This is a genomic window from Ruegeria sp. CDSB029, from assembly GCF_059611125.1.
On record NZ_JBXWOX010000002.1, the window covers coordinates 346,905 to 362,115 of the forward strand.

Sequence of the window (15,211 nt, forward strand, 5' to 3'; positions counted from 1 at the left end):
TCATGCTTTGGGATGCTCTGACCCTGCAGCTGGGCTATAACGCCACGCTGGTCGCGATTGGTGCGACCTTGCTGGGTATATCCGCTGGTGTGACTGGCACGTTTCTTTTCCTGCGCAAACGCGCGCTGGTCAGCGACGCAATCAGCCACGCGACTCTGCCCGGCGTCTGCCTTGGGTTCATGGTTTTGGTCGCCCTTGGCGGCGATGGGCGCAATCTGATCGGTCTTCTGGCCGGATCGGCCGTGTCGGCCTGGGTCGGTTTGCTTTGCATGAACTGGCTGACACGCCACACACGTCTGGCCGAGGATGCCGCCATTGGTGCCATCTTGTCGGTGTTCTTTGGTCTTGGCATCGTGCTGCTGACCGTGATCCAGACCATGGGCGTCGGTCGTCAGGCCGGGCTGGAAGGGTTCCTACTGGGCTCGACCGCAGGGATGTTGTGGGCCGATGCGCTGGTCATCGCAATCGGTGGGGCAGCGACGCTGTTGCTGGTCATGATCATCCGCCGACCTATGACCATGGTGGCTTTCGACCCTGAATACGCCGCTGCCCGGGGGCTGCCGGTGCACCGGATTGATCTGGCGATGATGGGGCTGGTCATGGCGGTTACTGTGGTGGGCTTGAAAATCGTCGGGCTGATCCTGATCGTGGCGCTGTTGATCATCCCACCCGTCACGGCGCGCTTCTGGACGGACCGCTCGGACCGCGTGGTGCTGCTGGCTGGCCTGGCCGGAGGGTTGGCGGGCTATCTGGGTGCGGCGATGTCGGCCTCAGCCCCCAATCTGCCCACCGGCCCGATCATTGTACTGGTCAGCTTTGGCTTTTTCGCACTGTCCCTGTTACTTGCGCCTGTTCGGGGTGTTTTGGCAGCTGTTCTACGGCAACTGCGGTTCCAGCGCCGGGTTCACATTCGGCAGGGTCTGCTGGCGCTGGCGCAAGGGCAAAAGATCTATGAGCCACTGACCTTGCGTCTCTTGCGGCGTGCCGGTTTGGCGCGGGCGGATGGCGTGGCCACCGAAACCGGCAAGGCGCGCGCGGCCAAGGCGTTGCGCGATGAAAGGCGCTGGGAAATCGTCAGGGCTGATCAGATGCATGAGGCAACGGCTGCGCTTTATGACGGGTTGCGCGACATCGAAACCGTCCTGACACAAGATCAGATCGCCGAGATCGACCGTCAGATCGGCGGCCCGCAGGAGGTTCCGGCATGAGCGGTGAAGAATTCGTACCCCTGTCTTTGACTCCATTGCTGATCGGCACGTTTGCCGCCATCGCGTGTGCTTTGCCCGGGAACTTTCTGGTCCTGCGCAAACAGGCCCTGATCGGGGATGCAATCAGCCATGTGGTGCTGCCTGGTATTGTCGTGGCCTTTCTGCTGACCGGAACGATTTCAACCTGGCCCATGATGCTGGGCGCCGCGGGCGCGGCGGTGGTGGCTGTGGTTCTGATCGAAGCCGTCAGGCGGCTGGGGCAGATCGAGGCGGGTGCCGCGATGGGGGTGGTTTTCACCACGATGTTTGCAGCCGGTGTGCTGCTGCTCGAACAAACCGATACTTCGACCGTGCACCTGGATGTTGAACATGCGCTTTATGGCAATCTGGAAAGCCTGATCTGGTTGGACGCGGTGGGCTGGTCTTCGGTGTTGGATCCCGTGGCGCTGGCGGGGCTGCCGCCGGAACTACCTCGGATTGCGCTGACTTTGCTGGGGGTTTCTGTCTTTGTTTGGCTGTTCTGGCGGCCGCTGAAGATTTCCACCTTCGACGAAGGGTTTGCGCGCACCATTGGTGTCCGGACCGGAGTTCTGGGCATGGCCCTTGTGATCACGGCAGCAATTGCCGCCGTGGCGGCATTTGACGCAGTGGGTTCGATCATCGTGATTGCCATGTTTATTTGCCCCCCGGCGGCCGCGCGCATGATGACCAACCGGCTGGAAACCCAGATCGCGTGGAGCATCGTCTTTGCCATCCTGTCCGCTGTCTCCGGGTACGTGATGGCCGGATATGGTCCACTCTGGCTGGGGGCGGCGGACGCGGTAAGTGCAGCGGGCATGATCGCAACGATGTCCGGCTTGATCCTTGCGTTTACGGCTGTGTGGGGGCCGTGCCGGACCCGCGCGGGTGCACCCGGAACCGCTTGACCCGGCATTTTCCCGCCGTCGGGCTCTGCACCGTATCGGCCAAACTTCGCCACCTGAATGGGGCGCGGAGAGTCTTCACGTTGTGAGGCCGTAATCGTGGTACAAATTGGTCCATTGATTATTGGATGACCACCACTCACTCCGGATCGTTCGAGCAATCGCACCCAGACTGGCCGCCAGTTTAGGCTGGCATCGTGTGATTGTTCGAACGCCCCCTCCTCACAATAAATGCAAGCCAAAGCGGTGGCAGAATCGTGCGCGACTGTGCTAGGTCTGGTGGTATGGCGCAGGCACACCCCAATATCAGCGAAAATCGACCGGTCATCCGGCAACTTGACGACGCAGCAATCAACCGTATTGCGGCAGGCGAGGTTGTTGAACGTCCAGCTTCCGCGGTCAAGGAATTGGTGGAAAATGCCATCGACGCAGGCGCAACCCGCGTCGCGATCGACATTGCCGATGGGGGAAAGACGCTGATTCGCGTCACCGATGATGGCTGTGGGATTGCTGCTGAGGATCTGCCATTGGCCTTGTCGCGCCACGCGACGTCAAAAATCGACGGGTCCGATCTGTTGAATATTCACACCTTCGGGTTCCGGGGTGAGGCCCTGCCTTCGCTGGGCGCGGTCGGCCGCCTGACCATCACCAGCCGGGTGTCGGGAGGCGAGGCGGCCTCGATCCACGTGGCAGGTGGTCGGATGGACGGGGTGAAACCTGCGGCCTTGCGTGCTGGCACAGTGGTTGAACTGTGCGATCTCTTTTTTGCAACGCCTGCGCGATTGAAATTCATGCGCACCGACCGGGCCGAGGCGCAGGCGATCAACGACACCGTCAAACGGCTGGCCATGGCTGAGCCTGCGGTGACGTTCACGCTGCGTGACGTCTCTGGTGGTGGTGAAGGGCGCGTGTCCTTCCGCGCCGACCGCGAAAATGGGGATCTGTTCGACGCGCTTCACGCCCGACTGGCCCGCGTGATCGGGCGCGAATTTGCGGAAAACGCGCTGCAGATCGATGCGACCCGCGAGGGGATCCGGTTGTACGGTTACGCCGCCCTGCCGACCTATTCGCGCGGTGCCGCGGTGGCGCAGAATCTGTTCGTCAATGGGCGGCCTGTAAGGGACAAGATGCTGACGGGTGCGCTGCGGGCGGCCTATTTCGATTTCCTCAGCCGGGATCGTCATCCGGCAGCAGCATTGTTCATCGATTGCGATCCGACGCTGGTGGACGTGAATGTGCATCCGGCAAAGTCAGAGGTCCGCTTCCGCGATCCGGGCGTCGCGCGCGGGTTGATTGTCTCGGCCCTGAGGCACGCGCTGGCCGAGGCGGGGCACAGGGCCTCCTCCACAGTGGCTAATGCGACACTGGGCGCGATGCGTCCGGAACCCGCACAGCCTGCACCGGCGCGGGTTTATCAGATGGACCGTCCCTCACCAGCTACACGGAATGTGGCGTATCAGGCGCAGGCGCCGGGATTTGCGGAACTGTCGCAGGACTACAGCGGCAGCATTGTCGAACCGGCTTCGGTCCCAGAAACACCGGTTGAAGACCTGCCTTTGGGCGCGGCACGAGGGCAGGTGCATGAGAATTACATCATCGCTCAAACTGCAGACGGCATGGTGATCGTCGATCAACATGCGGCACATGAGCGGCTGGTTTATGAAAAGCTCAAAAAACAGATGGCTGAGAATGGCGTCGCTGCGCAGGCACTGCTGATCCCGGAAATTGTTGAATTGTCCGACAGCGATTGCGCGCGATTGATGCAGGTTGCGGACGACCTGGCAAAGCTGGGACTGACAATTGAACCCTTTGGCGGCGGTGCGGTTGCCGTGCGCGAAACGCCGGCTATTCTAGGCGAGGTGGACGCGCGGGCGATGATCCTGGATATCCTCGACGAACTGGCCGATCAGGGCGAAAGCCAGATGGTGCAAGCGCGGATCGAGGCGATCCTCAGCCGGGTGGCCTGTCATGGGTCGGTCCGGTCGGGTCGTCGCATGCGGGCTGAAGAAATGAACGCCTTACTACGGGAAATGGAGGCCACGCCCCATTCCGGTCAGTGCAACCACGGGCGGCCAACTTACGTGGAATTGAAGCTGAGCGATATCGAGCGATTGTTCGGCCGCAGTTGATCCATTGGCTTGGTTGGGCTATGGAGAATAAAACAAGAACATCCGAGGCGACATGATCGAGATTGCAGGAACCCAATATGCGCTGAACGACCCCGTGATCCTAACCGTGGGTGGGGTTGTTACGCTGATCCTGCTGTTGCTGTTTTTGTCGCTGCGCGCAGCCAACCGGTCGGCCCGTATGGCAGAACCTTTGTCCCGCCAAATGGCGCATCTTGGCCAGCATGTGCAGCAGCTGGGGCAAGGGCAGGAACAATTGCGCGGTGGCTTGCAGCATGTCTCGGACACGCAGGCCAATGCGCAGGTGCAGGTGATCCAGACGGTTGAATCCCGGCTGTCCTCGGTCCAGCAGCAGATGAATGACCGACTGGCGGACAACGCGATGAAATCGGCGCGTGCTTTGGCCGAGATGCAGGAGCGGATGAAGGAATCGCTGCATGGATCATCCAAACAAACCGCGACATCGCTGACGCAGTTGCAGGAGCGTCTGGCCGCCATCGACAAGGCGCAGGACAATATTACCAAACTGTCGGGCGATGTATTGTCTCTGCAGGATATCCTGTCGAACAAACAGACCCGCGGTGCGTTTGGAGAGATCCAGTTGAACGATATCGTCTCTAAGGCGCTGCCTTCGGATAGTTTCCAGCTGCAGGCAACCCTGTCGAACGGGCGCCGGGCGGATTGTCTGATCAACCTGCCTAACCCTCCGGGACCGATTGTCATCGACAGCAAGTTCCCGTTGGAAGCCTATGAGGCGTTGATTGGTTCGACCAATGACATGGAGTTGAAAGCGGCGGTGCAGATGTTCCGCAGCACGGTGCGCAAGCACATCACCGATATTGCCGAGAAATACATTCTGGACGGTGAAACAGCCGATGGCGCGTTGATGTTCCTGCCGTCCGAGGCCGTCTATGCCGAACTGCACGCCAAGTTTCCTGAACTGGTGCAGGAGAGTTTCAGCAAACGTGTATGGATCGTTTCGCCCACCACCTGCATGGCGACACTGAACACGATGCGGGCAATCCTGAAAGATGCACGGATGCGCGAACAGGCAGGTGCTATCCGCAAAGAGCTTGGCTTGCTGCACAAGGATGTCGAGCGTTTGGGGGATCGTGTCTCGAACCTCGACCGCCATTTCGGGCAGGCGGCCAAGGATATCTCGGAAATCAAGATCAGCGCCGAAAAAGCCGGCCGCCGGGCGCAGCGGTTGGATAATTTTGATTTCGAGGAGTTGGCACCGGACGATCAGACCAACGTTGTGCCTCTGGGCCAGTCCGAAGGCTAGGCACTACTGGATCGACAGATCCAGGTTATAACCGACCGTCTTGTCAGTATCGCGGTCATTACCCATCAGGTAGACTCGAATCGTGTAATCTCCGTCCTCGGGCAGGTCGATGCGCGCGGTATTCCCGTCGATCGAGCCATTGTAGATCGCGAAACCATCACTGTCCGGCGGCAGGACGTTGAAGTAGATCACGCCATTGCCATTTGTGTCGCTTACCTTCAGGTCGGCGAACATCTCTTGCCCGGCTTTTGCACCCAACTTGTAGTCGAAGTACTCGTTTCCAGTGACGGTACCATTGACCATTGTCCCGAAATTGCCAGGTTCGAACTTCACGTCAGCGACCAGCTGGGCCGAAGCGACAGATGAAAAACCCATAAGGGCAACGATAAACAACATAGTCCGGATCATTTCAAATGCCTCCACCACTCAGCTTGCAGGGCAGGGTACCACATGAGCGCTGATTGCGTCAGATCTTCAGGAACGGTTGGAACAGACGCGGCATCAGCTTGTTGAATTTCAGCGGCGCGTCAGTGACAGCCAGACAAATGCAATCTCCGCTGATGTCGGCTGTCGGCGTATGGTGCAGGTCTTCATCTGCAATCTCCACATCACCACGGGCAAAACGGTCGACCTCATCCGAAAACGCGCCCTGCAGAACCATTGTCAACTCCACGCCATTATGGCTGTGGTCGGGAACTGCGGTGCCCGCCGGAATGAATAGCAACCGGGCGGTCGCTTCGCCGCTCGTCGGCAGGATCGCCTGCTTGACCCCCATGCCGATAGGTCGCCAGCGGATGTTATTTACGTCACCGCCCACGTAGTCCTGCAACGGGGTTGGCAAAACCGAGCAGCCGGGTCGCCTGGGTTTGGCAATCGGCGCACCGTTTGAGATCAAAGCCATCGTTTCCGCAAGTGCCTTGTCGTTCATCGCAACGGTCTCGTCCTGTTCTTCCAGGACATATCCGCCAACGGCGTCAAAGCTTTCGGCCTGCGCACGACATTGATTGCACAGGGAAAGATGTGTCGCGACCATCAGGTCGAAAGCCTCGGGCAGAGTGCCTGCGGCGTAAGCCATCAGCAGGTCGTCTGTCAGGTGATGTTTGATCTTATTGCTCATATCCGTCATCTCAATTCATCGCATGGCGCAAGCGGTCCAGCGCCAACCGTATCCGTGATTTGATCGTCCCCAGTGGCAATCCGGTCTGAGAAGCGATTTCTCGATGGCTCAGATCGCCGAAATAGGCTTTCTCGATCAGTTGTCTTTGCGCTTCTGGCAGCGCGGTCAGGGCGTTGCGCAGCTGCGCGGTTTCCTGTTGCAGAACAAGTATGTCGTCCTGTTCCGGCTCAGCCTCGGGTCCCCATCCCAGTTCTTCGGGCTCGGGGCGGCGTTGTTTGCGCAGGACGTCGATGCGTTTGTTCCGGGCTATCGTGAACACCCATGTGGCCACGGTCGCCCGCGCAGGATCGAATAAATGCGACTTGTGCCACAGAGTGACCATCACTTCCTGCGCGCACTCTTCGGCCGTAGCCGCATCTGAGCCCGACTTTATCAGGAAAGCTTTGATCCGCGGGGCGAAGTGCTGAAACAACTCAGCAAACGCGGCCTGGTCCTGTGCATCCCTTATGCGTCTGACGTGGTCCACCCACTCAGCTCGTTTGACACAACTGTCTTGCGCTCGGTTCACCGGTTTTCCCTTGATGCGTTTCTTTGCGCGCCACGGTTTCTGTGAAGGCCTGCTGGCCACCGGTTCATCCAAGGTCGCGGTATCGATCTCGGTAAACATAACAACAATACGCAGTGACACCCAAGCTGGATCATATTGTGATGCGATTTTAATCCAAATCGGACCATGTTTCGTATGATAAGTATGTACATGACGAAAAAAACTGCACCACTTGAACAGCTTACAGGAAAACTGGAACACAGACGAGAATGAACAGGATCGACCATATTTCAGGCCACACTTACCACGGTCGAAAAGGCGGGATCGAGAATGCGTTTCGGTATTCCATTGATTACATCCTGTTGGACCCCGAAGCCCGGCCTGACACACCGCTTTTGTTTTCGATAAACCGAGCCAATGCGATGTACTGGCGAGACCGTGACCACGGCGGTGAACCCGGCAAAGGGCAGGGTGCGGCGTGGTTGCGAGCTAAATTCGACGAAATGGGTGTTACGCAACCGGCAAGAATTGAGTTGCTGACGCAGCCACGGGTGCTGGGGCATGTTTTCAATCCGGTCAGCTTCTGGTTCTGCTTCGATGCCGGTGAACAGCTATATGCGGTGGTAGCCGAGGTTACGAACACCTACGGCACGCGCCACAGCTATCTGTGCAACAATCCCGGGTTTGCTCCGATCCAGCCGACGGATCGCATCGTTGCGGACAAGGTGATGCATGTCTCACCGTTTCAAAAGATCGAAGGGACGTATGAGTTTCGCTTTGACCATCGCCCCGAGCGTATCGGCGTCTGGATTGACTATGGTCGAAAAGCGGGTGGATTGATTGCCACCCTGACCGGGCCGCGTGCACCGCTGACCAACCGGGCGATCGTGTGGTCGTTGCTGAGGCGGCCTTTCGGTGCGCGGCGTGCGTTTTTCCTTATTGTGTGGCAGGCGATCAAACTTAAGATCAAGAAGGCCCGGTTTGTCCCGTTCCGAACCGCCCCTGTGCCCGATCAGCCGATATCCCGCAGTCGCAAGCCTTAGCCCTTAGGTCTTTGCTTAAGATCAAAGACTCAGCCCCTTCCTCATGGTTGTGGTACTATTGAAACCGCGAATACGAGGAGTTGGGTCATGATGGAAATTTCGCCAAGGAAAATTGCTCAGGTTGCAATGATGGGGCGCGAATTGGGTCGTGCCGAGGGCGAATTGCGCGCCTTCATTGACCGGATGAGCGAGGACGAACAGGCCGAACTGGTGGCTGTCATGTGGGTCGGGCGTGAAAGCTTTTTCGCCGAAGATCTGCCTGAGGCTATCGCAACCGCCAAGTCCGAGGCTTCAACCCCTTGCGCAGACTACCTGATCGGTACGCCGCATATGTCGGATCACCTTGAAAATGGATTGGATGCACTGGGCATCTCAGCAGAGGATGTGGAAAACGACCTGATGTAAGTGCACCGGTTATGTGCACCCGGTGCACCCAGTGCAGCCTGCAAATTGCAAACCATTCGCTGAAAACCCGGTTTTCGGATAACATGGTCAGGAAACCCGAAAGCCCGCATTCAGGCTGGGGTGCTATTAGACGGAGCGTGATCCATGTGGCGCATCTTGCAATTGTTTGCGGTGTTCGCGCTTTGCGTGGGCTTCCATTCCCGCCCTGCCCAAGCCTGCGGCGTCTGCGTTGAGCTTCCGGAATATTCTCTGGCGGACCGGATTCTTTCGGCGCGTGTTATCGTGCTGGCGGCACCATCGCCAGACAACCCTTTCAGGTTCTCCCCCGTTTCGGTTTTGAAAGGCACGCCGGAACAGGTTGGGGCGTTGCCCGAAATACCTTTCCTGGTCGACAGTGTAATGCGATCCGCCTTTCGTGCGAGTCCGAGCAGAACGGTTTTGATGATCTACGGGGCGGGGTATCAGGACAAGGCCGGTCGCAGCCTGCCCAGCGGTTGGACCAAAGGCTTCCTGATGACACCGGATCGGTCCCACTTCCTTAAAACACTGCGTGCCGAGGGGCAGGGCTGGGCCAGTGGCGCGCCGGATCGCGCGGCGCAGGTTGCCTTTTTCAGTACCTATCTCACACATGAAGATCGCCTGTTGCGCAACACGGCGCTGATCGAAATCCACCGCGCGCCCTATTGGCTTTTGACCCACCTGACCGATGCTGTGCCAACCGCACAATTATTGCAGGATCTTCGCAATCCCAATCGTTTAGCCTACGCACCGGCACTTATCCGATTGTTGGGTCTTCAGTCGGATCCAAATGCTAAAGAACGCGTAAGGCTTGGTTATCAAAGCGCGCTTCGCAGCGGAAACCTCAACCTATACGACTGGGGGCTGGCGGGAATCACAGTTGATGGGGATCGGGCAATCCTTGAAATCGAAAAGTCGCTGCAACGGCCTGAACGCTCCGCCGACGAAAAGCGCATCCTGATCCGCAGTCTGGCCGATGGCGGAACGACCTATCCCGATTTGCGGTCCCGGATCCTGGATGTGTTTAGGCATCAGTTGGACAAAGACAGCACTGTTGCGATCTGGATTGCCCTGGCTGTACGACCTTGGGGTACCAACGCATTGAACCCCAACTTTGAGGCTATCATGGCCCAAAGCGAACTAGATCCGGCGACTCTGTTCCTCATGCGGGCCGCAATCGAAGCTGAGGAACCGGGTTAACGTTGTAGTGACGCTCCTCATAGTTCCAAATCGCACTAGGAAACAGATGGGGCAGCACTGTCGCCAAGCAAATGCATCTCAGCAGCCCCGGCGCATTCGAATTCAGAAAAATATCGCGCTTGATCAAAATCGTCTTGTATCTGGTCGACATGCAAGGATATACCGGCCAGCGGAGACGTGGCCGAGTGGTCGAAGGCGCTCCCCTGCTAAGGGAGTAGGCCCGGAAGGGTCTCGAGGGTTCGAATCCCTTCGTCTCCGCCACCTACCATTTCCGTTCAATTGGAAAAGATGCTTTTCAGCCCCTTATGGGGTTGTTTTGCCTAACACAATTAAGGTCGCTGTTGCTCTTCAATTGTATTCGATTACTCGATCAAAGATCGGTTGTTCTTGATGTGGCGTTGCACCATATGCCGAACCTGCTTGCCTTTGGCCGGGATCGGACGCGCTGATGGTGGTACGAAATCCTCTGTGGCCAAGGCGGGAAACAGTTCCAGCATTTCTGCCCGTGCCGCAGCCGGCACCGTCCTGAGGGCCTCGGCGCCAGCAAACAGACTTTCCGATGGGGCACCTTGGGCAAAGACGATCTCATGCTGTTCGAACAGCATGTGATAATACTCGACGGTTTGAGTGTTTTCCTCGACCGAGATACCGGAAATTCCAACCAGCGCGTGCGCGGCCACGAGGATTTCGCTGGTTTCGAACATTCGGATTGCAATGGCGGACCGCACCAGCATCCGGTGTTGCGGGGAAACAAGTAAGTCGCGCTGAGGCAGTCCGCTGCCTAATGCACCGGCGGCGATGCGGATCGGGCGCAGTTTGGGCTTTTCCGACAGCTCTTGACTGGTCAGCGTACGCGCACCGATCCAGCGGATACGCTGCGGACCCCGGTCCATCGTCTCAACCAAATCGCCTACACTCAGACGTTCGATCGCAATATCTCCACCCGGTGTCCGGATCAGTGTGCCAGCCGTAAAGCAGGGCACGTCAACGATGGATGTGGGGTCGGTTGTATCAGGCGCATTGCCTGGCGTGACGTTGACAATCGTCATCGAATAGGCAGTGCCGGGTTCCAAAGGCTCTGACGTAATATAGCCTGCCAGGTCACCCTCGACCTCGACCCGGTAGACGGTGATGGTGCCACCGTCCGGATCGGTCAGAATATAGGATTCTTCAAGGTAAATATCACCACTGAAAAATGTTGTGGACCCGTCCAGATTGGTGACCGTACCGGTCTGTGTTAAGTCATCGCCGCTTTCGTTGCTGTTGAAGTCGCCGTTAAAGACGGTGCCGGTATCGGGCAGCGTTGGATTCCCGGGTCGTGACAGAATGTCACCGCCTGCTGCATCCTCGACATTGAAAACGTGCCGGTCAGTGGCCGGGTCAAAATCGGTGTCCAAAATGACCTGGCCCGACCCCACCGTGATGACGTCGGGATCATATCCAATGTAGGAATAGTTTGCCATTTACAACTCACCACCTTTTTTGCGCGCGCCGTTCATTTCAGTCAGAACTTTTGGCACATAAACCACCATTCAATAGGTATTTTCAGCAACAGTCGCCAATCAATCCCCTTATTTCAAGGCAATACCACGGCATTTTTTTGAATTCATGAATGTGGCTGGCCTTTTTACCATAACGCTACTCTGCCATGGGCCTGACTTTCGTTAAGGCAGTGCGGTGGGCCGCGCTGGGTACCGATCTCACTAGCTAAACTGTGCAACGGTGATCGCGTTGCGAAATGTCATGACGATGAGCATGGCGCTAACACGGGTAGAAGCCATATTGGCCTGTGTAGTGATGCACCTTCCCAACCCGGTTTTTTTGTCCCTGATGCGCGAAGACCCTGAGATTCGCGTATCGATCCTGACTTCGACCTTTACCCATCTGCATTCGGTGGTCGCACAGCTTGAATAACTCAAGGCCCAGACTGGCGCGCAGCAGGTGGCCAAATTTTTGATGAACCTGTCCGACAAGGTGGCCGACGGCTGTGAGGTTGAGCCGCCTTATGACAAGATGCTGATTGTAGGACGCTTGGGCATGAAGCCCGAAAGCCTGAGCCGTGCGTTTTCGCAGCTCAAGCCGGAGGGCGTGAAAATCAACCGTAATCACTCGGTTGCCGCGGATACCCAATGCCTGCGCGATTACGCCGAAAACAACCCGTCCAAAAAGTAGCGCAAACTCTGCTAGAGCAGTGCAATTTGCACAGACATTTTGATCTATTTGCTAGCGTTTTTTTGCATATTTGTGTACAATGACGCTAGTTCTGCCGCGTATTTCGGCGGGGGGTGCAGCATGACACACGACCGCAACGGTGGCCCTGACAGGCCGCCCTTGGTTGCGCTCAGCGTCGCCAAGGTCGCTCTTTCGGTTCGGGCCAAGCTGCTGGTGGCATTTTTGGGAATAACCGGTCTGCTGGTTTGCTTGGTGTTGTTTGGTCTTTATGCCTTGCTTCAGGCCAATCTCCGGTCCGAGACGATGATGCGCGATCAGGAACGTATTGCGTTCTTTAATGACACCCACACAACGATCTCGAACCTGAACACACATCTACTGTCCTTGTTCGTTCCGCAGAACCTGAAAGGCCGTCCACGTCAGAACGGAATTCTGGGGGCTTCTACGCGTTCGATACTTCACGTCTCGGCAGCACTAGAGCGAAACCTTGCCCTTGGTTTTCGCAGTTTCGGACAGCCGGGAATGCCAGATGAGCAGGCGATCGCGAACCTTCGATCTGACCTTCAGGACATATTACCGGCAATCACTGAACTGCGCCGTCTGAACCGCGAAGGCGATCTGTTAGCCGCAGCGCAACACGGTATCGACCACATGTTCGAGCCGCTCCAAGCCATGCAGCGCGAGGCGTATACCGTGGCGCAGAATGTCGAACAGGAAGTGCGCGAACTGGCGCGGACTACAGAACAGGCATATTTGACTTCACGCCTAAGCATCACGGCTGCGGCGATCGCGGCGATTGGGATTGCCCTTTTGTTGGGATATTCGATTTCGTCGTCCCTGTTGTGGCCGATCGAACGTATCCATGCGGTGCTCAGCAAGCTGTCCCGGGGTGGGTTCGACAACCGGATTACGGTTCCCAATCGGGACGAACTGGGCGAGCTGGCAAACCACGTGAACCAGACCAGCGAAAAACTGGGTGCGCTTTACGGGCAAGTCGAAGTGCAAAAAGCCCAACTAGCTGATTTGAATGCAGCGCTGGAAACTCGGGTCGCCAACCAGATAGAAGAGATCGAGCGCACCAATCGTCTGAAACGCTTCCTGCCGTCTCAGGTGGCAGCGATGATTGTCGGCGCGACGGATGAGGAGGATGTCTTGAGGACCCGTAAGGCCGAGATCACAGTTCTTTTTGCCGATCTGCGCGGTTTCACGGCCTTCGCCACCGTTGCCAATGCGGATCAGGTCGTCGCGGCGCTCAACGCATTTCATGGCACTTGTGGACCGCTTGTCGAAGCCTGCGGGGGAACGTTGGAACGGTTTCTCGGCGACGGTTTGATGGTTTTGTTCGGCGCGCCAGTGCCGCTGGATGATGCTGCGCAGAGAGCCGTTGATCTGGCCCAGAAAATGCAAGTGGATGTCCGAAAGGCGATGGTCCCGTACAGGGCTGGTATCGCTCAGCACGGTCTTGGTCTCGGCATTGGGATCGCAACGGGCGCAGCAACCTTGGGTCGGATTGGTTTTGAGGGTCGTTTGGATTACTCGGCAATTGGGCCTGCACCCAATCTGGCGGCACGCCTGTGTGAAATCGCCAAGGACGGTCAGGTGCTTGTCTCAAATGCGACTGCGCGTCAGGTCCGGATAGATATGACCCCGGCGGGACCGTTCGATCTGAGAGGCATAGGAACCCGCGTTTCGGCCTATGAACTGGCGCGTCTGGTCGAAAGCCGGACGGCGCCTCACGTTTGTGCCCCCTATCCCTGACAAATGCAGGGAGTTGCGCTCGTCGTAACTTCAAAAGGAGGGGTCGGGCGGTCATTTGCCAGCGATGAGCGCGCCTGCAATCTACAAGACTGAGCCAACCAAAACAGCTTCAGTGCGCACGCTGATGACGGCCCGATGGGACGGCAACTCACCCGATGCGTGGGTCAGCGAGTGTGTTTGACTTGATGTGGGGGGACGAACCGACTGTTAACCAGGGCGCGGTCCTTTTCGTCCTACCTGGCAGATAACTGTCCCGCAAAGCGTTGATTTCGGATGTCGTCCGGGGATGTCTTGTAGTGGGCGCGAAAGGCGCGACCCAAAGCGACAGCAGAAGAAAACCCAGTGGCTGCCGAAATCTCTCGCTGCGACAGATCCGTTGTTCGAAGCAACGTGTCAGCCCGTTCCAGACGAAGTTCTCTGTACGTTGTCAAAAGCTTTGTGCCGGTTCTGTTCAGGAACCGACGCTGCAACTGTCGGGTAGACGTTCCCAGCATTTGCGCCAGATCCGAGATCCGCAATGGGTCCTCAAGATTATCACTCATCGTTTCGATGGCTCGGCGCACTTGTGGATCGGCCTCGGACCGTTGGAAAAGCCGGATTGCAATATGGCTCTTGGCGGTCCTTTTGGGCTCGGACAGGCCGATGTATCCGCGCAGAGTGTCTGCGAGGTGCTCTCCGTGATCGATCGAAACGAAATTGGACAACAACCGTAATGCGCTCAACCGGGTCGATGCGCTGTGCAAACGGTTATCATAGGCCATGTGGATACCCGAACCATCTTCGATCAGTCCGATTTCCTGCGCTGCGGCCGTGAAGTTGGGGTGCACCGCGGCGACTGTTTTCTCTGCACGCCCGATTTGAGCAAGCAGCAAAACGGCGCTGCCGACAAGTATTGTGCGCGACGACAGGTTCACAACCTGCGAGGTCCATGATTTCTCAGAGTCATCCAACCGCCAGTTTTCGTGGATATCCCCCCAAAACAGTGCCGTTCGCCCAGACCAATAGAGCGGCCCTCCGACCGGGTCTTTAGCTAACCTGCGAATGTTGATGATGTAAGAATGATGTTCGACCAGCCTGTTCAAGGCATCAAAGAAATCCAGAACGATCTGTGCAGATGCTTCGGTGTCCGCGCCAGAGAGGACAACATCGACGTGATGATTTCTGTTGGGTGTTTGCCTGGCAACGCAGGCTTGCCGTGAACGGGCATTTTTGAGGACATAGTGTTTCATTGTTCCTCCACCTGATGGTCTTCGGCTTTGCCCTTCGGGGCACCGCTCATTTCTTTTGGCCGACCCCCGCTTTTGGCGGGGGTCGACCGTAATTTGCAGCCCGTTTACTCAGCGGCTTCTTCGTATGCGTCCATTGGGGGGCATGTGCAGATTAGGTTTCTGTCGCCATATGCGTTGTCG

General features: G+C 57.5%; 15 protein-coding genes and 1 tRNA gene. 11 read left to right on the plus strand and 5 right to left on the minus strand.

Going from position 1 to position 15,211, the window contains the following annotated elements:
• Positions 1–2: 2 nt before the first annotated feature.
• The 4 genes from AC2FI8_RS04325 (at position 3) to AC2FI8_RS04340 (ending at position 5,542) form a co-directional block, all read left to right on the plus strand.
• A complete protein-coding gene (locus AC2FI8_RS04325; protein WP_496777367.1) occupies positions 3–1,208 on the plus strand; it encodes a metal ABC transporter permease in 1,206 nt (401 codons plus the stop codon).
• Complete coding sequence (locus AC2FI8_RS04330) at positions 1,205–2,134, plus strand: metal ABC transporter permease (RefSeq protein ID WP_496777369.1); 930 nt, start codon at positions 1,205–1,207, stop codon at positions 2,132–2,134. The genes AC2FI8_RS04325 and AC2FI8_RS04330 overlap by 4 nt, the downstream gene beginning before the upstream one ends.
• Positions 2,135–2,415: 281 nt before the next feature.
• Positions 2,416–4,260, plus strand: a complete 1,845-nt coding sequence (gene mutL / locus AC2FI8_RS04335; protein ID WP_496777371.1) for a DNA mismatch repair endonuclease MutL — start codon at positions 2,416–2,418, stop codon at positions 4,258–4,260.
• A gap of 52 nt (positions 4,261–4,312) precedes the next feature.
• Positions 4,313–5,542: a DNA recombination protein RmuC gene (locus tag AC2FI8_RS04340; RefSeq protein ID WP_496777373.1), complete on the plus strand. Its 1,230-nt coding sequence runs from the start codon at positions 4,313–4,315 to the stop codon at positions 5,540–5,542.
• A gap of 3 nt (positions 5,543–5,545) precedes the next feature.
• Here the strand turns inward: AC2FI8_RS04340 and AC2FI8_RS04345 are convergent, their stop codons facing one another.
• Genes AC2FI8_RS04345 through AC2FI8_RS04355 form a run of 3 tightly spaced genes read right to left on the minus strand, consistent with a single transcriptional unit; the run spans position 5,546 to position 7,326 of the window.
• Positions 5,546–5,950 carry a hypothetical protein gene (locus tag AC2FI8_RS04345; protein WP_496777374.1) on the minus strand — a complete coding sequence of 135 codons (405 nt, stop codon included), beginning with the start codon at positions 5,948–5,950 and terminating at the stop codon, positions 5,546–5,548.
• Positions 5,951–6,008: 58 nt separating this feature from the next.
• Entirely contained in the window at positions 6,009–6,659 is a 651-nt protein-coding gene (locus AC2FI8_RS04350; protein ID WP_496777376.1) for a ChrR family anti-sigma-E factor, read from the minus strand.
• 10 nt (positions 6,660–6,669) lie between these two features.
• Positions 6,670–7,326, minus strand: a complete 657-nt coding sequence (locus AC2FI8_RS04355; RefSeq protein ID WP_496777397.1) for a sigma-70 family RNA polymerase sigma factor — start codon at positions 7,324–7,326, stop codon at positions 6,670–6,672.
• Between the two features lie 149 nt (positions 7,327–7,475).
• Between AC2FI8_RS04355 and AC2FI8_RS04360 the strand changes: the two genes are divergently transcribed.
• From AC2FI8_RS04360 to AC2FI8_RS04375, 4 genes are all read left to right on the plus strand, one after another.
• Complete coding sequence (locus tag AC2FI8_RS04360) at positions 7,476–8,249, plus strand: DUF1365 domain-containing protein (protein ID WP_496777379.1); 774 nt, start codon at positions 7,476–7,478, stop codon at positions 8,247–8,249.
• Positions 8,250–8,336: 87 nt separating this feature from the next.
• On the plus strand, positions 8,337–8,654 hold the full coding sequence (locus AC2FI8_RS04365) for a DUF3775 domain-containing protein (protein ID WP_108860111.1): 318 nt from the start codon (positions 8,337–8,339) through the stop codon (positions 8,652–8,654).
• 144 nt (positions 8,655–8,798) lie between these two features.
• Entirely contained in the window at positions 8,799–9,872 is a 1,074-nt protein-coding gene (locus AC2FI8_RS04370; protein ID WP_496777381.1) for a hypothetical protein, read from the plus strand.
• Between the two features lie 171 nt (positions 9,873–10,043).
• Positions 10,044–10,133: transfer RNA gene (locus AC2FI8_RS04375), tRNA-Ser, on the plus strand.
• Between the two features lie 101 nt (positions 10,134–10,234).
• Here AC2FI8_RS04375 and AC2FI8_RS04380 read toward each other — a convergent pair.
• On the minus strand, positions 10,235–11,335 hold the full coding sequence (locus AC2FI8_RS04380; RefSeq protein WP_496777383.1) for a Hint domain-containing protein: 1,101 nt from the start codon (positions 11,333–11,335) through the stop codon (positions 10,235–10,237).
• A gap of 292 nt (positions 11,336–11,627) precedes the next feature.
• Here AC2FI8_RS04380 and AC2FI8_RS04385 point away from each other — a divergent pair, with 292 nt between their 5' ends.
• The 3 genes from AC2FI8_RS04385 to AC2FI8_RS04395 all read left to right on the plus strand — a co-directional run bounded on the left by AC2FI8_RS04385 (position 11,628) and on the right by AC2FI8_RS04395 (position 13,802).
• Positions 11,628–11,786 carry a hypothetical protein gene (locus AC2FI8_RS04385; RefSeq protein WP_496765377.1) on the plus strand — a complete coding sequence of 53 codons (159 nt, stop codon included), beginning with the start codon at positions 11,628–11,630 and terminating at the stop codon, positions 11,784–11,786.
• A gap of 27 nt (positions 11,787–11,813) precedes the next feature.
• A complete protein-coding gene (locus tag AC2FI8_RS04390; protein WP_496765375.1) occupies positions 11,814–12,044 on the plus strand; it encodes a hypothetical protein in 231 nt (76 codons plus the stop codon).
• 120 nt (positions 12,045–12,164) lie between these two features.
• Positions 12,165–13,802, plus strand: a complete 1,638-nt coding sequence (locus tag AC2FI8_RS04395) for an adenylate/guanylate cyclase domain-containing protein (RefSeq protein WP_496777385.1) — start codon at positions 12,165–12,167, stop codon at positions 13,800–13,802.
• A 233-nt stretch (positions 13,803–14,035) separates the two neighbouring features.
• On the opposite strand, the gene AC2FI8_RS04400 is transcribed toward AC2FI8_RS04395, so the two are convergent.
• Complete coding sequence (locus tag AC2FI8_RS04400; protein WP_496765368.1) at positions 14,036–15,031, minus strand: helix-turn-helix domain-containing protein; 996 nt, start codon at positions 15,029–15,031, stop codon at positions 14,036–14,038.
• Positions 15,032–15,211 lie beyond the last annotated feature (180 nt).

What these genes read in the sequence shown, in the direction of transcription:
- AC2FI8_RS04325 (WP_496777367.1), top strand. Translation starts at nt 3, where the DNA reads ATGCTTTGGGATGCTCTGACCCTGCAGCTGGGCTATAACGCCACGCTG.
- AC2FI8_RS04330 (WP_496777369.1), top strand. Translation starts at nt 1,205, where the DNA reads ATGAGCGGTGAAGAATTCGTACCCCTGTCTTTGACTCCATTGCTGATC.
- mutL (WP_496777371.1), top strand. Translation starts at nt 2,416, where the DNA reads ATGGCGCAGGCACACCCCAATATCAGCGAAAATCGACCGGTCATCCGG.
- AC2FI8_RS04340 (WP_496777373.1), top strand. Translation starts at nt 4,313, where the DNA reads ATGATCGAGATTGCAGGAACCCAATATGCGCTGAACGACCCCGTGATC.
- AC2FI8_RS04345 (WP_496777374.1), bottom strand. Translation starts at nt 5,950, where the DNA reads ATGATCCGGACTATGTTGTTTATCGTTGCCCTTATGGGTTTTTCATCT.
- AC2FI8_RS04350 (WP_496777376.1), bottom strand. Translation starts at nt 6,659, where the DNA reads ATGAGCAATAAGATCAAACATCACCTGACAGACGACCTGCTGATGGCT.
- AC2FI8_RS04355 (WP_496777397.1), bottom strand. Translation starts at nt 7,326, where the DNA reads ATGTTTACCGAGATCGATACCGCGACCTTGGATGAACCGGTGGCCAGC.
- AC2FI8_RS04360 (WP_496777379.1), top strand. Translation starts at nt 7,476, where the DNA reads ATGAACAGGATCGACCATATTTCAGGCCACACTTACCACGGTCGAAAA.
- AC2FI8_RS04365 (WP_108860111.1), top strand. Translation starts at nt 8,337, where the DNA reads ATGATGGAAATTTCGCCAAGGAAAATTGCTCAGGTTGCAATGATGGGG.
- AC2FI8_RS04370 (WP_496777381.1), top strand. Translation starts at nt 8,799, where the DNA reads ATGTGGCGCATCTTGCAATTGTTTGCGGTGTTCGCGCTTTGCGTGGGC.
- AC2FI8_RS04380 (WP_496777383.1), bottom strand. Translation starts at nt 11,335, where the DNA reads ATGGCAAACTATTCCTACATTGGATATGATCCCGACGTCATCACGGTG.
- AC2FI8_RS04385 (WP_496765377.1), top strand. Translation starts at nt 11,628, where the DNA reads ATGGCGCTAACACGGGTAGAAGCCATATTGGCCTGTGTAGTGATGCAC.
- AC2FI8_RS04395 (WP_496777385.1), top strand. Translation starts at nt 12,165, where the DNA reads ATGACACACGACCGCAACGGTGGCCCTGACAGGCCGCCCTTGGTTGCG.
- AC2FI8_RS04400 (WP_496765368.1), bottom strand. Translation starts at nt 15,031, where the DNA reads ATGAAACACTATGTCCTCAAAAATGCCCGTTCACGGCAAGCCTGCGTT.